This is a genomic window from Sinorhizobium sp. 8-89 (assembly GCF_030124325.1).
Classification (GTDB): domain Bacteria; phylum Pseudomonadota; class Alphaproteobacteria; order Rhizobiales; family Rhizobiaceae; genus Sinorhizobium.
In genome coordinates, this window is the sequence record NZ_JASKLR010000033.1 from 34,815 (window position 1) to 50,376 (window position 15,562).

General features: G+C 56.4%; 11 protein-coding genes and 1 pseudogene. 5 read left to right on the forward strand and 7 right to left on the reverse strand.

Going from position 1 to position 15,562, the window contains the following annotated elements; all coding sequences use genetic code 11:
* Positions 1–106: 106 nt before the first annotated feature.
* Positions 107–805 carry a hypothetical protein gene (locus tag QN219_RS30510; protein ID WP_284004170.1) on the forward strand — a complete coding sequence of 233 codons (699 nt, stop codon included), beginning with the start codon at positions 107–109 and terminating at the stop codon, positions 803–805.
* 58 nt (positions 806–863) lie between these two features.
* Here QN219_RS30510 and panC read toward each other — a convergent pair.
* From panC to QN219_RS30545, 7 genes and pseudogenes are all read right to left on the reverse strand, one after another.
* A pseudogene (gene panC / locus QN219_RS30515) lies at positions 864–1,696 on the reverse strand (pantoate--beta-alanine ligase).
* Between the two features lie 245 nt (positions 1,697–1,941).
* Entirely contained in the window at positions 1,942–3,297 is a 1,356-nt protein-coding gene (locus QN219_RS30520) for a Glu/Leu/Phe/Val dehydrogenase (protein WP_284004187.1), read from the reverse strand.
* 309 nt (positions 3,298–3,606) lie between these two features.
* Entirely contained in the window at positions 3,607–4,575 is a 969-nt protein-coding gene (locus tag QN219_RS30525) for an ornithine cyclodeaminase family protein (protein ID WP_284004171.1), read from the reverse strand.
* Between the two features lie 12 nt (positions 4,576–4,587).
* Positions 4,588–5,445, reverse strand: coding sequence for a pyrroline-5-carboxylate reductase (gene proC, locus QN219_RS30530; protein ID WP_284004172.1), 858 nt, complete (start codon positions 5,443–5,445; stop codon positions 4,588–4,590).
* A gap of 83 nt (positions 5,446–5,528) precedes the next feature.
* Entirely contained in the window at positions 5,529–7,070 is a 1,542-nt protein-coding gene (locus QN219_RS30535; RefSeq protein ID WP_284004174.1) for a class I adenylate-forming enzyme family protein, read from the reverse strand.
* A gap of 7 nt (positions 7,071–7,077) precedes the next feature.
* The gene (locus QN219_RS30540) at positions 7,078–7,848 is read right to left on the reverse strand and encodes an enoyl-CoA hydratase/isomerase family protein (RefSeq protein WP_284004175.1); all 771 of its coding nucleotides are present in this window, start codon (positions 7,846–7,848) and stop codon (positions 7,078–7,080) included.
* A 400-nt stretch (positions 7,849–8,248) separates the two neighbouring features.
* The gene (locus QN219_RS30545) at positions 8,249–9,091 is read right to left on the reverse strand and encodes an IclR family transcriptional regulator C-terminal domain-containing protein (RefSeq protein WP_284004176.1); all 843 of its coding nucleotides are present in this window, start codon (positions 9,089–9,091) and stop codon (positions 8,249–8,251) included.
* A gap of 279 nt (positions 9,092–9,370) precedes the next feature.
* Between QN219_RS30545 and QN219_RS30550 the strand changes: the two genes are divergently transcribed.
* The 4 genes from QN219_RS30550 to QN219_RS30565 form a co-directional block, all read left to right on the forward strand.
* Positions 9,371–10,360: a succinylglutamate desuccinylase/aspartoacylase family protein gene (locus QN219_RS30550; RefSeq protein WP_284004178.1), complete on the forward strand. Its 990-nt coding sequence runs from the start codon at positions 9,371–9,373 to the stop codon at positions 10,358–10,360.
* Positions 10,361–11,139: 779 nt separating this feature from the next.
* The gene (locus QN219_RS30555) at positions 11,140–12,909 is read left to right on the forward strand and encodes an ABC transporter permease subunit (RefSeq protein WP_284004180.1); all 1,770 of its coding nucleotides are present in this window, start codon (positions 11,140–11,142) and stop codon (positions 12,907–12,909) included.
* Positions 12,910–12,921: 12 nt separating this feature from the next.
* On the forward strand, positions 12,922–13,992 hold the full coding sequence (locus QN219_RS30560; RefSeq protein WP_284004181.1) for an ABC transporter ATP-binding protein: 1,071 nt from the start codon (positions 12,922–12,924) through the stop codon (positions 13,990–13,992).
* A gap of 80 nt (positions 13,993–14,072) precedes the next feature.
* The coding region (locus QN219_RS30565) for a UDP-N-acetylmuramoyl-L-alanyl-D-glutamate--2,6-diaminopimelate ligase (RefSeq protein WP_284004182.1) at positions 14,073–15,562 on the forward strand (1,490 nt) is incomplete at its 3' end.

A 15,562-nucleotide genomic window follows, 5' to 3' on the forward strand; every position in this document is an offset into this window, starting at 1 on the left:
CAGACTGCGTCGACAATTTCCCTGGTAGCACGCACGGCCACTAGACAGGATCAGATATGGCCCCCATCAAGATTCTCTCGATCGCAGCTCCACGGAGACCGCGACTATGATCTCGAATATGTCTCGGTCACTAGGCGTCCTCACAACTGAAGGCGGTGAAATGTTGCCGCGCGGTTACGTCGGAAATCCTGAAACTTTTGACTTTCCGATCATCACAGAAACAGTTGCGGGAGCTTATATGGACAGACTATGGGCGCGCGATCCATCGATTGAACCCGCGCTGATCACAGCTGCCCTAAGACTGGTCGCTCGGGGTGCCATAGCGCTGACTTCAGACTGCGGTCTGCTGACGTGGCACCAAGCTCGAGTTGCGGCTTCCGTCCCTGTGCCTGTAGTACTTTCAAGCTTGCCTCTTTTGCCTCTCCTGCTTCGCCAGCTGCCGCAGATGGCAAAAGTGGGCGTGCTAAGTGTCTCATTGCCGTCGCCGTACGACAATGAGGCGCTAGGAATCAATGATCCAGCAGATCGCAGCCGAGTGGTATTCGGAGGCTGCGAAGGCGCTTACGAGCAAAGCGTGAAAACGCGGTTTCCGCTGAAAGAAACTGGTTCCCACCGTTTGGCCAGTCTCGAGGCGGATGTTGTAGGGGGCGCCGCGCGCCTGCGAGCTGAACATCCAGAAGTAGCGGCGATCCTACTAACATGTGCTGCCTTTCCATGCGTAGCGCCAGCGCTGCGGCAGAAGGCGGATTTGCCTGTTTACAGCATTACCGATCTCTGCCGGTTAACGATGGCATCGCTCTCCTGAGGTGCCCCAGATCGCATCCTCTAACCGCTTGTGGCAAGCTTCGGTAGCGGTTTAACAGCTACGTTGTCGATAAGGCGCGTCCCCCTACCGTGGCCGCGGCTAGCAGGCGGGCTGGACGGTCGAGCCGATCGAGAGAGGAAAGCTCCGCTTCAGAACGTAATTCAAGGTAGTCCACGCCAGCAAAACCGGCTGTTCGAAGCCGCTGCTGTGCTTCCGCGATTGCCTCACGAGGTTCAAGTCCGCCCGAGAGTTTCTTTGCTGTTTCGAAGAGAATTGTGGGAAGATGGGACGCGATTTTGCGCTCTTCGGCCGACAGGCGCGTGTTGCGTGACGACATGGCCATCCCGTCCGCGTCGCGGATGGTGGGGCAGGCAACGACCTCAATGGGAATGTCGAGATCGTGCGCAAGCCGGCGCACGACGTGTAGTTGTTGGAAGTCTTTTTCCCCGAGATACACAATGTCCGCTCCGGTCTGGAGGAAGAGCTTTGTGACGATTGTCGCCACCGCATCGAAATGCCCCTCGCGATGCGAACCGCAAAGGCCCTGCGACACGCCTCCCACCTGTACTGTCGTGGCAAAGCCTGGCGGGTACATGTCCTCCAAGTTGGGGGCGTACAGAACGTGAGCGCCGGTTGTCTCGCTCTTGGCGAGATCCTCATTTTCTGTCCGTGGATAGGTCGTAAGGTCGTCGGCGCTGTTGAATTGGCGCGGGTTCACGAAGAGTGTCACAATTACCCAATCCGTGCCCGCAAGTGCGGCCCGAACGAGGCTCAAATGGCCTCGTGCAAAGCCCCCATCGTTGGCACGACCGCTACGGGTCCTCCCATACTTCGCCAGCGGCTTACGGTTTTGCGTAATTCTTCGATGGTCCGGATTATCGTGGTGGTCATCGTGATGCCCTTCGAATCGAAATGTTCTGTCGACGTAAGTTGTTCAGGTTTGGAGAGCGGTCATCTCCCCGTCCCCAGTAATGTGAGGAAGCGCAAAAGACACGGTGCGCTAGCCGGCCCAACTCTCGGCACGCTCGCCTCAGAGCTTTCCTCACCGTGCCCGATCCCCGGCCTCTGCAATCATCGTTCTGTAAGCTGCCGCACCGGAAACTAGCGTCCCCGCTGCAGTGCAAAGTGACGCTTGGTCATATTCCGATTGCCTCGTAGGCCTCCGCAACCTGTCGGATGGATGCGACATAGGCGGCGGTACGGTAATCGCCGAGCTTCGGTTGCTGTTCGATCAGATCGGCAATGCGCGCCCAGGTGCTGCGCATGACGTCTTCCAGACCTGATCGCACCAGGTCGATCTCGGCGCCACCTTCAAGGAATTCGTCGCGCATGTCGGCGGGGAATTCCTTGCCCGTCATCCGCTCGAGGACGGTGGCGATGGCATGGTTGCGCCGCTCACGCCGACGCCGCTCCATCAGGCCGAACGGGATGTGCGTCAGGTTCTTCACCCACTCGAAATAGCTGACGACCACACCGCCGGCGTTGACATAGAGATCGGGAAGGATCGTCACGCCGCGGGCGCGTAGGATCTTGTCGGCATCGAAAGTGATCGGCCCGTTGGCAGCTTCGACGACGAGATGCGCCTTGATGCGCTCGGCGTTTTCCGCATGGATGGCATTTTCCATCGCCGCCGGGATCAGCACGTCGCAGGGCTGTTGGATGCCGGTCATGTCACCGGCGAACGAGGTGCCGCCATCGAAGCCGAGGATGCTGCCGGTCTTGGTCTGATGCCGCTTCAGTGCCTCGATCGCCAGACCGTCAGGATTAGTGACATAGCCGTCGCGTTCGGCTACGACGGTGATACGTGCACCATCCTCTTCCGACAGGAACTTGGCGGCATGGTAGCCGACATTGCCGAAGCCTTGAACAATCACCGCGGCGCCCTTCAGATCGCGCTTGCCGTTCAGACCGACCGTCCTCAGATCGCGCAGGAAGCTCTGGATGGCGAACTGGGCGCCACGACCGGTTGCCTCGGTGCGACCGGCAATGCCACCCTTCGACAGCGGTTTGCCGGTGACGCAGGCGCGCGCATTGACGACATCGGTCGGATTGGCGCGGCGGAATTCGTCCATCATCCAGGCCATTTCCCGTTCGCCGGTGCCGATATCGGGAGCAGGAACGTTGACGCCGGGGCCGATCAGGCCGCGCTTGTTGAGTTCCTGGGTGAAGCGGCGGGTGATGCGCTCGAGCTCTTGCGGCGTCCATTCGCGCGGATCGATTTTCAGCGCGCCCTTGGAGCCACCGAAGGGCACGTCAACAAGCGAACATTTGAGCGTCATCAGGGCTGCAAGCGCCTCGACCTCTTCGGCATCGGCATTGGGAGCGTAGCGAATACCGCCCTTCACCGGTTCGCAATGCTCGCTATGGACCGATCGCCAGCCGATGAAGCTATACATGCGGCCGCGCAGCCGCACGCCAAAGCGAACCGTGTAGGTCGAGTTGCACTGGACGATGCGCTCGGCCAGTCCGTCCGGCAGATCGAGGAACGACATCGCATGGCGGAAGTTCTCGTCGACACTTTCCAGAAAACCTATGGAATCTGATTGCACGATTTGCCTCTAAGTTGGCAGCTAGAGGCATAGAGGTAGCCCCGGCCGGTGAAGATTTAGAAAGTGGCTGCCGCCGAAGTTCATCGACGACAGCCAAGGTGCCTCGGGAGGAGGCTGGGGATCTGTGGAGCTAACTTCGCGATTACAGCTTCTTGGGGACTACGCGAAATCTGGTCTTCCGCTCTTAGGTTACGACGAAGCGACGCTGCCCGCTCAACTCTCCGGCGCAGCTACGGAGAGGTTGCAGGGCTATCAGCGCGGCATTCTTGTGCCGACATTTGCTTTGAGAGCTCTCACATACAACTCCCCAGCAACAGCCAGATCAGCCAGTGCAAATCCAGGATAGATAAACAACACTCGCTCTGCCGCATCGGTACGACCCACGGCAGTACCACAGGCAAGTTCGGAGAGATCGGCTCCAAAAGGCCCCGGATAAGCAAGTTTAGAACGAGTGTCAGGATCTTGGGCTTGCGCCCTGTCGTCGACGATGTAGGAGCCAAAGGCGGAAAGGCTCTCAGGCAGCCACGACCGCCCCATGTCGATGGAAATCACGAAACTGCCCGGTCTCAGTTTCCTTGCATCCAAGAACGGTTGCATGCCTGCGACACTGGGCACTGTTGAAACGATTACATCGCATTCAAGAATTTCATCGGCGTTTTCGGTCGCGTGGCCGAAAATACCCTGACTTGCGGCATGTCTGGCGAATCCGGTTGCCGAATCTCGCCGGCGATCGAAACACACGACATTTGTGAGGTTCGGCAGTACTTCTCGTAGCGCTGGTAAATGCCCGTACGCTTGCGCTCCGCATCCAACGAAACCGAGCGAGGTGCTCGCTGGATTTGCAGCGTACTCCGAAGCGAGTGCCGACATCCCGGCCGTCCGTAGGATAGTGAGACGATTGCCGTCCACAATGGCCAAGGGTTGCCCCGTATGAAAGTCGCCGACAACGATAAGCCCGTTGACATTTGGCAGGCCCTTTTGGGCGTTCGCTCCGACAACGCTCACCCACTTTACCGCGGCAAATGGCGGTTCGGCACAGACAGCGGCCATGGTTTGAAAGTATTGCTCCGACGTCACTCGCACAGTCTGCTTCGGTGGAATGCGGAGATCGCTCGATCCATACACTTTGAATGCTCTCCGAAGCAGCGACCGCAGGTCTGACTGCGTCATGTCAAGGCGATCGATGTCAGATGCATTCAGGTACAAGATGTAATCGCTCATGGCGCTTTTCCTCTAATCTCGTTCCCGCTGGTGTTCTTGCGCCGGCGCTGCGAGTTCCTTAGACCTGTCGAAAGCCGCTTTTGTGGTCCGCGCAATGAGTGAGGACAGCGCATTTTCGTGCATCAATTCGGCCAAACCCGCAGCGGTCGTTCCGTTTGGGCTCGTCACCTGTCGTCGCAGCTCTGCCGGAGCGTCCGGCGACTCAATCGCGAGAGCGGCGGCGCCATAAACAGTTTCCCTGGCCAAGTTGCTGGCGATTGTTTCGGGAAGCCCGAGCTGACGGGCGGCGTCGGTAAGGCACTCAAGAAGATGGAAGATGTAAGCGGGCCCCGAGCCGCTGATCGCGGTCGCCGCGTCCATCAGGACTTCTTGCGCAACCTTATGCACGGCTCCTCCTGCTTGGAACAGAGATACCATCTTGTCGAGGTCGGATTTTGAAACGGTGCTGGCGGCAAAAACGATCGTGGAGCCCTTTCCGATTGCTGTGGGAGTGTTGGGCATCGCACGCACGATCCGCGGAGAGCCAAGAAGAAGTTCCAATACCTCAGTTGGCACACCGGCAGCGATGCTAACGAAGAGAGCCTGGCCGGAAAAGGACCGGTAAGTCGACAACTCCGCTTGGAGCACTTGGGGCTTTAACGCGATGACGACGAGATCCGCTTTCGCCGGCAGAGTTTCGCTTGCCTCGTGCGTATTCACGCCGAGTGACGCTGCTCGGTCGCGCAAACTGTCCACCGGCTCAACAACGTGCACATTGCCAGGCTCGACGATCGACGACTTAAGCCAGCTACGCAACAGCGCATAGCCCATGTTGCCGCAACCAACAAGAATAAGGGGATTTTCCCATTTGCTCGACGCTGCGGCAATCATTCGTAACCTCTCCTGCTTCACTTCCGGCATTTTTCCGACGAAGCCTTCGGGGATTTACGAAGGCGATCGCAATGGCCCAAATTTCACGCGCGAGCCGGCTCTTCCAGCCTGTCCCAGCAATCGTTCAGCTCCCTGGGAAGAAGATGTTTCATGATTCTCTGGCTGGGTGTCCGTTCGAAATCGGCGACAATGGCGATGTATCGAGGGATCTGATACGAGGCGAGGCGCTCAGAGAGCCAGCGCGAGAGCTGGTCCGGGTCGATAGAATTTCCGCTCTTCGCTTTGACAAACAGCTTGATGTCCTGCTCGCCGACGTCAGCTGCCACACCTATCACTGCGCAGTCTTCGACGGCCGGATGAGCCGCTACGACATGCTCAACCTCCCAAGCCGAGACATTCTCGCCCTTGCATCGAACGCTGTCCGTCATCCGCCCGTGGAACCAGAGATTGCCATTAGAATCCAGAGTTCCGGAGTCACCTGTCCGCAGAGCACCGTTCACGAGGGCTCGATCGGTAGCTTCCGGGTTGTCGAGATACCCTTTGAAAAGGGCCCCATCCAAAGATGACCGGACGACGATCTCCCCTCGATGATCGGCGGGAAGTGGATTGCCGTTTTCATCCTCAATGTCGATTCTATACCAAGGCATTGCCTTCCCGACCGAGCCGACGACACCTTCTGTGTTGCAGGTTGTGATGCTGGATGCCTCAGTCATTCCGTAGCATTCTCGGATCTCGACACCGAAACGATCGCGGAATTTCGGCCAGATGTCATTTAGGCATCCAGCTCCCCAAGCAATGCGAACCTTGTGTTGACGATCGAGTGCCGTTTCCGGCTGCTTTAGGAGGATCTGCAGAATGCCGCCCAGGTAGTGAATATGCGTCGCGCCGGAATTCCTGACCTGCTCCCAGAAGCGGGTGGCGCTGAAGCGATCGACCATAGCGAGCTTGACATCTTCAATGATCGGCAGAACCAATAGCTGAGCTCCGCCGATGTGGAAGAATGGCTCCCATACGAAGAAGACGTCCGCCGGCTTCATAGCTGTGAGTGTACGCACCGCCTCACCTGCCAAGCGCAGCATCCCGTGGGTGACACGAACGCCTTTTGGTCGTCCGGTGGTTCCGGACGTGTACATGATTGCGAAAAGTTCACTTGCATCAGGGGCCGTTTCAGCAAACTCGAGATTCTTTTGTAAAATTGATTCCAGAGATCGCTCATCGCGGCAGTCGCCGATTGTGATGACAGCCTCGGCGCGAATCTTGGCGCCGCAATCGGCGAGCACGGGAACAAAGCCTTGTTCGCAGACAACAAGCTCGGGCCTACTATGCTCGAGAATGTAGCGCAAACCATCCCCTTTTTGCTGCGCATTGATCGGTACCCAGGCGGCGCCGGCTTTGGCAATGCCCAAAAGAAGGGAAAGCGTCTCCGGTGAATTTCGCATCATGACCGCAACGCGGGCGCCGGCTTTCAGCCCCCGAAGCCGAAGCTCTGCAGCGAAGGAGGCGGACTCGTTCTCCAACCTGCCGAAAGTAATTGCTTCATCATTGAAATCAGCAAAGACCCGCTCAGGGAAGTTGCGAGCTTTGGCAGAGAAGTCGGCTATGAAGCCCCTAATATTATTAATCATCACAGTGTCAGGCCTTCCTGGAGGCCCGCTCGGCCAAAAACTTGTCCATCATCTGAGCTGTCTCGCCTGAAGCGTAAGCTTCTCGATGAATTCGGACCGCGGCATCCAAGCACGCGCGGAACTCGACTTCAGTCATCTCGCGAAGCCACTGCTTATCGAGGCGCATGGCGACTGGAGGTTTGGCCCCAAGCTCGCGCGCCAGTGATAAAGAGGTTTGCAAGACGTCTTCTGGCGCGACGATCTTGTTGATAATACCAATCGCATGGCACTCGGCCGCATCCATCAATCGACCGGTGAGCGTCAAATCAGTCGTGCGAGCCAAGCCAAGTATTCCTCGCATGATCCACGGTCCAGTGACGCTGGCGATGCCGGAATTGATCTCAGGCTGCCCCATTCGGACTCCCGCGTGGCCGATCCTGAAGTCGCAAAGCAAGGCCACCTGAAATGCGGAGCCCGCAGCCACGCCGTTCAGGGCGGCTATGAGAGGCTTTGTCAGCGACCTGATGGCTCCGTACAAACGCTCCCACTCCGCAATCCAGGCGGAACCCGTGTCGCCGTCGAAGGACTTGGCCTCATTCAGGTCTTGACCCGCACAGAAGGCGCGATCTCCTGCTCCGGTGAGAATGATGGCACGCACTGCCTTGTCGTTCTCGAGTTCGAGAATGGCATCAACCAACTGACTGCGCATTGGTGCATGCCACGCATTCAGGATTTCCGGCCTGTTCAGAGTCACGATAGCGATTTCATCTTGTCTATCGATGAGAATAAAACGATCCACGATTTGCCTCAGCATTGGAATGCAATATAGCATATCGTATAGTGTGACGAAGCCGTGCGGGGAAGTCAAGTGTATTTGTCGGGTGAAAGGCACCGCGATAGTTGGGGCTGGCGGCTTAGACGAATTGAAGAGCTGCGGTTGGACGGACGGCGGATGCGCCTGGCAGCTCACACGTGACAAAAATAGCGGCACGCTCTTGTGCTGCCGCTCATCTCGGGGCCGGCCACTTGAGTTCGTCTCACGGGCGGCAGAGATGGTCTGCCGGTGCTGGCAATCAAAGCAGGGTCGAATTCAGCGGCATGCCGCTGATCAAGATGGCGCGGTCGACTAAAGCGCTAAAGCGATTCAACAGCCGGCATCAACGGCTTTCCGGCTCGAAGGACCGCTGATGCCGGGCGTTTCACGGCCGCCGATACTGCGATGCAACTTTGGACATTTGCCGCGCAATTTCAACGGTTATGGGACTGAGTTCCGCCTGGACCTTCTCGGGCGTCCAGTTTGCGGTTGATACTGCAATGTTTACAGCCGCAACCACTCTGTTGTCATAACCGAATACGGGCGCCGCAGTTGAAATGTCGCCCAACATCGCCTCTTGATTCGCCAGCGCAAAGCCGCTCTTTCGCACTGCCTCCAGTTCTTCAAAAAGCTTCCGCCGATCAATAATTGTGTGTTGGGTCAGCGCGTTCAAGCTCGATCCATCGAGGATCTCTTCTGCCGCAGCCGGATCAAGGTTCGCCAAGATTGCTCGGCCGGGCGCCGTCGCAAATGCGGGCAAACGAGTACCTATTGTAACATAGGAACTCATCACACTCCTGCTTGGAACGCGTGAAATAAAGACTATGTCAGAACCGTCGAGTTCTGTCAGATTAACCGTCTCCTGGGAGCGTTTGTTGGCCTCCAGTAAATAGGGATATGTCGCCTCGACGATTGGATTGCTGCGCAAGTAGGCATTTCCAATGTCCATCGCCCTGACGGACAACGAATACTGTCGGGTGGTTTCGCTATGGGTCAAATAGCGGAGTGCTCTAAGGGTGTAGAGAACCCGCTGCGTCGCGCTCTTATTCAATCCGGAGGCCGCGGAGACCTCAGCCAATGTCATCGGTCTTGGGTTGGCGCAAAACGTATCGAGAATGAGCATTCCTTTTTCGATTGTGCCCAAATAGAGACGCTCATCGATATTGGATTTTTCGGGTACCGTGGGAGAGTTAACTCCGGTCCTGCCTTTACCACCGCTGTCGAGCATTGTGCCTCTCATTTTCTGCAGATCGCGGTATTGAATATTGCTATTCAATGCGGGTGTAAAGATCGCAAGTGGTTGCGCGCAGCTGCGCAAGCTGCAAACGTCTCGGCACCGGTGAACACACAAGCCGTGGCGTATCGGTCGACTCGAGCCATAACTTGACATACAGCTGCGACGTATTCAATGTTATAAATTACTATGCAATTGACCCTTCTGGCCTGCTGCGTGCGCCCGCTGGAGGCGTACGCCCACCTTGAGCACTCCAAATAACAGAGATGAACTATGAAAGTGACCGCTTCAGATAAAAGCTGTGCGTATGGTGACCCCGGCGTGTTTCGGGGCACTTTTCGCTTCGAAAATCCCATTCTCGCGGACTACGTCTGGCCAATCTGCGAAATTCGCGGCAAGGTGCCTGGGCCTCGCCTTTGTATATCAGCCGGGGTGCATGTGAATGAGGTTTCGAGTATCGAGGCAGCGGTGCGGCTTCAAAACCTGTTCGATCCCGAGACGTTGAAAGGCACCGTCTCGATCGTCCCGCTAATAAATCAGCCTGCAGCATACAAGTACTGCGAGTACGTTTGCCCAGTCGATGGGAAAAACATCAACCACACTTTCCCGGGAAAGAGAGATGGCACCTTTTCAGAGGCCCTTTGCGATGCGGTTCTGAGAGAATGGACCGCCGGAGCAGATTGCTACATCGATATGCATGGGGGCGATCTGAAGGAAAAAGTCTCAAAATTCTCAATTTTCCAGAAGACGGGCGAAGCTGAATTCGATGATTTGGCACGACGGATTGCGATGTGCTTCGACAGCGAGATCGTACTTGCCCTCACCCCCGAATATATGAGCAAGCCCGGCAGACCTCCTACTGCCTGTGCCTTGCGAAAGCAGGTCGGGATAATGACCGAAGCCGGATCAAACGGACTCCTGAGCGAAGACGACATCGCTTTCCACGTGGAAGGCGTCCTGAACGTTTCCCGCTTGCTGGGCATGACTGACTCAGCCGTGACATTGCCCACTAACGCCCGAAAGGTCTGCGACACATATATATGGGTGGATTGTCCGGCAGACGGAGAATTCCACGCCAAGGTGGAACCCGGCATAAAAGTGGAAAGGGGTCAACGGCTCGGCTTATTGCGCAACCTTTTTGGCGATACGCTTGCTGAACTTACGGCTCCAGTGACAGGCTTCGTCTTGTGGCGAATCACGCATCCGTCAATTCGCAAAGGCGAGCCAGTGCTGACAATCGTGGAAGAGGAGCGGCCGGGGTAAGCCATGTTTCCGGACGCCGAATACATGATTTTGGGTCGTGACAACGTTAAACAGACGTGGCGGAAGCCGTCGAGCCCGGGAGCAGTTTCTCGATAGAGACAACGTCTCCTGCCTAGGGTTTTTTCTGCGCTCTCGAACGGAGCGCAGATTCGCATGGCGGCTTGGGGGTGTGCTCGACTAAATTTGAGTCCACAAGGAACACTCATTCAAGAAGCAATTGGCGCGCTTAGCTCTGCCTGAGCGCCGCCGCCGCCGGCTCCACGCGAAATGCCTCTTTGTCTGTTCCGTAAGACGGAACAGACTGCGATGGAGAATCTCCGATTAGGCGCTTCGGAGAAGCGTTGAACAACACGCTTCCCAGAAATACCTTGACCCTCGCATTTTTCCAATATACGATATTGCATAACAATAATCGGTGACGGATCTGTCCCTTTCGGAGCCGGCCAGCGCGTCATTGGGAACATTTGAGTGCTAAGCTCGACAACGTTGCGATCGGAATTGACCCCTCGAGGTTCTTTGCCTGTTGTGAAGGACGAGTCTGACAAGGCTTGCGACTTGCAGATCAAATCGTTGCTGAGGTTGTGAGTAATCGGATGTAGCGTTCGTGCGCTGCGTCGATCGCGGCAGTCGCCATGGCTTAGACCGGGCAAATGCCGGCAAGCAGAGTTATGTCGCTGTGGCCCCTTCGGCGAGCAGCGCGGGAGTGAGATGTTATGAATTTCGCACAGGCAAGAACCGCTGGTTCCGCAACTGAGCAACCGGCGAAGAGGCTAGCATATATGAACAATCTGCTGGAAAATCCTTGGATACGGGGAGCCATTGTTTCTGCTCCACTCCTTATCCTTCTCGTCGGATTCCTTGCGGTTCCACTGTCGTACATCGTTTGGGGCAGCTTCGAAGGCTCGAAGTTCAATTTCAGCCATTATGCTCGCGTCTTCGCCAGTGAGACAAATCTGAACATCCTTCGCTACACGCTCAGAACCGGTCTGATTGTCACCTTGGTTTCGCTCGCCGCCGGCTACCCTGTTGCCTACCTGTTGACCAAGCTCAAATCACGTGCGCTGTCCGTTGTCAGCGTCTTTTTGTTGATTCCATTGTTTACCGCCTTCCTGATCCGCACTTACGCCTGGATGGTGATTCTCGGGCGCGAAGGCATCATCAACAACGCGCTTATCTGGCTTGGCATTACCAAGGAGCCCTTGACCCTTCTCAATACAACATTCGCAGTCGTCTTGGGCATGTCTCACGTGTTCATTCCCACGGCCATCTTCACGATGTATTCGGCTATGGTAAGGATCGACCATGATGTTGCTCGGGCAGCCCAGATCCTCGGCGCGAAACCTGTGCAAGCTTTTCTGCGCGTCTATTTTCCTTTGACGCTTCCGGGGGTCTTTTCCGCCGGGATTTTGATCTTCATCTCTGCGATCGGATTCTACATCACCCCGGCTCTGCTCGGAGGCCCGAGCGACACGATGATTTCGCAGCTCATTGTCGCGCAGATGACGACATTGCTCAACTTCGAGCACGGCTACGCTTCGTCGATCGTGCTCCTCCTTGTCACCATCGCCGTCCTGTTTATAGCCAGCCTGTTCATCCCGCTGGAAATGATCTGGTCATCGTCGACGGTTGCAGCTTCTGACGAAAAACCCCGTTTGGCTGCACGCCTGTTCAAGAAGGTGAAGCGAGCCGTTGATCCCGTTCTGTCCGTTACCGAGACAACGGTGCACGCCGCTACGAGGCCGCTTCTCACGCGCAGCGCGGCATGGCTATGGGCATACACCATCGTCGTCCTTGTATTTTTGACTGCCCCGCTGATCGTGGTCGTCATACTTTCGTTCAGCTCTTCGCCTTTTGTTGTCTTTCCTCCGCCTGGCCTGTCACTGCAATGGTGGGAGAAGCTCGCCAATGCGACCGATTGGCATCGATCGTTCTTCTTCTCGGTCCAGCTAGGCATTGCGGCGGCATGCGTAGCAACGATCATCGGAACCATGGGCGCGTTCTGGTTGGTGCGTACAAGATTTCCTTTTAAGAAGATGCTCTTCCTTTTTGCGCTCTCACCTTTGATGGTGCCGGTGGTTATCATCGCGACGTCGCTCTATGTGTTCGAGGCGCGTCTTCATATCCTCGGGACGTTTGGCGGGTTGGTGATGGGACATGTTTTGCTGGCAGTACCCTACGTCATCGTGGTCATGGCTGCAGCCCTCAGAAATTTTGATCCATCTCTTGAGCCAGCAGCTGCAGTTCACGGAGCGCGTCCTCTGCAAACGCTTCGGCTTGTGACATTGCCCATTCTCAAACCAGCTCTTTTGACCGCAGGCTTGCTGGCATTCCTCACGTCCTTCGACGAGCTCCTGGTAGGGCTCTTCCTGCTGGGACGACAGACGCCGACGCTACCGGTCAAATTTTGGGGAGATATCGCCTATCAAATCGATCCGCTGCTAAGCACGGCTTCGACCTTGATTGTTGTCCTCGTCACAGCATCAATCATCACTGTGCAGTTTATCAGGGACCGGCATAACACGCGCATCTCCCAACGTATCGCCGAATGATCGGAGGCAGACATGTCCACAAGCCTTGAGATGAAAAACATTCAGAAATTCTATGGTCCGCTGCATGTGGTCAAGGATTTCGATCTCCATATTCAACCTGGTGAGTTCGTCACCTTCCTTGGACCATCGGGCTCCGGAAAAACAACCGCATTGAAGATGATCGCCGGCTTTGAAACGCCAACATCTGGAGACATTTTTCTGGGGAAGCAATCCATCGTAGATCTTCCCGCCTATGAACGCGGCATCGGTATGGTGTTCCAGAACTATGCGCTGTTTCCTCACATGACTGTCGCCGAAAACGTGGCGTTCCCTCTAACTGTTCGTAAAGCGCCACGCCAGGAAACGAGAGAAAAAGTCGATCGCGCACTCCAATTGGTCAAGATGGAGCAATATGGCGGGCGCTATCCCAACCAACTGTCGGGTGGTCAGCAGCAGCGTATCGCACTGGCCCGCGCCATCGTGTTTAACCCGAGCATTTTGCTCATGGATGAACCGCTTGGCGCTCTGGACCGGCACCTGCGGGAGCACATGAAAATTGAAATTATGCGTATTCAGAAAGAGCTGAACGTGACTGTTGTTTTCGTCACTCACGACCAGGATGAGGCTCTGACAATGTCTGACCGAATTGCTGTTATCAACGAGGGGCGGGTGGTGCAGGTGGACGACAGCAAGAGTCTTTACGGCAAGCCGAAGAACCGCTTCGTTGCCTCGTTCGTCGGTGAATCAAACATGCTTCCCTGCCAGGTGGAACGCGTCGAAAACGGCGCCGGGAACGTGACTGTGGCGGGTATCGCTCCGGGGGTAGCTCAATTGACCGGGCAGTCCGGTGGCGATCGCGGATGGCTCTTCGTGAGGCCGGAACACATCGATATTGGCCTTAGGCGACCTTCTCCCGGTCCGGTAAACGCTCTTGACGGCGTCGTCGAAAATGCACTTTTTCTTGGGGAGATGACGCGGTACCTGGTTCGATGCGGCGACGAGACTATCACCGTCAAGCAGCAAAACCGCGGTCTTGGGCATTTCCCCGGCGGAACACAAGTTACAGTGTCCTGGAAACCGCAAGACTGCACCATTCTAAACTAATAAGACTTGGCTTTTCGGCTGCCGGCGAGGAGTCGCCGGCACCAAATCGACTTTGGATATCGTCCGAAGGGCGTTGAAGTATGAAGTTAAGAGATTTGGTTGTCGGGGAATTCCCGGAGGTCGCCCATCGGATGACGGGATCAACCGGCGATATCGAGATTGACGAGCTATCCTGCGACAGCCGTGCGGTAAAACCCGGAACGCTTTTTGTGGCTTTGCTCGGATCGAACGTCGATGGCGCTCACTATATTCACGAGGCGACCACACGAGGTGCAGCAGCTGTAATTTCGGCTCACCAGGTCCACAGCACGGTCCCAGTGCTCGTTGTCGCCAATCCGCGGCAATTTCTGGCTCGTGCTGCGGCTCGCATGTCTCCAGGACAGCCCCACACATTTGTAGCCGTCACAGGCACAGCGGGTAAAACGTCGGTCGTTTCTTTTACAAGACAAATTTGGGCACTTGCCGGTTATGAGGCCGCACAGATCGGCACAACAGGAGTCGCGGCGCCCCGGCGGAACGAATATGGTGTTCGAACTACGCCAGATCCCATCAAGTTGCACCGCATCTTGAGCGATTTGAGGCATGATGGGGTCACACACGCCGCGATGGAAGCATCGAGCCATGGGATTGATCAATGTCGCTTGGACGGGGTTCGCCTGACTGCCGGAGGCTTCACCAATCTCGGACGCGACCATATGGACTATCACCCCTCAATCGAACATTACATGGCGGCCAAGATGCGCCTTTTCGATGCGCTGTTGCCGCGAGGCGCCCCAGCAGTTGTTTTTGCCGACGGAGAGGCGTCCCAAAAAGCAGCTTCGACGGCCAAGAAGGCAGGGCTGGATGTTCGGACAGTCGGTCGCGGAGGGACCTACCTTCTCCTTGAAGATCTGAAGCCGGTCCGGCAAAAGCAAATAGTCCGGATACGTTTTCGCGACCAGATTTTGAATGCCAGCATTCCCCTCGTTGGGGAGTTTCAGGTTGCTAACGTGCTTGTCGCCTTGGGATTGGCAATTTCGACTGGTGTTGCGCCTGAGGTTGCCATTGCGGCGACCGAAACTTTGATCGGGGCTCCGGGGCGCCTTGAGTTTATTGGTGCTACAGCGGGTGGCGCACCCGTCTACGTCGACTATGCCCATAAACCCGAGGCGCTGGAAGCAGTCTTGAGTACGGCTCGCGTCTTTACTACGGGACGTCTGATCGTCGTGTTCGGCTGCGGGGGAGATCGTGACAGGGGCAAGCGACGTAGCATGGGCGAGGTAGCTGCGAAACTGGCTGACATCGTGATTGTCACCGATGACAACCCTCGCTCAGAGAGACCGGAGCAGATCAGGTCGGCGATCATCGAGGCTGCGCCTGGAGCCATCGAGATCGAGGACCGTTCCATCGCTATAGCGGAAGCTATTCGGATGTTGCGGCCCGGCGACGCTCTTATCGTGGCTGGAAAAGGACACGAGGAAGGGCAAATCATCGTAACCGCCCGGTTGTTACCGCGGAGATTTCGCTTTGATGCGAGCGATGAGTTCCTGGTCATCGACGAAGTCTTCGAGGAAGTCGTTCCATTCGTCAG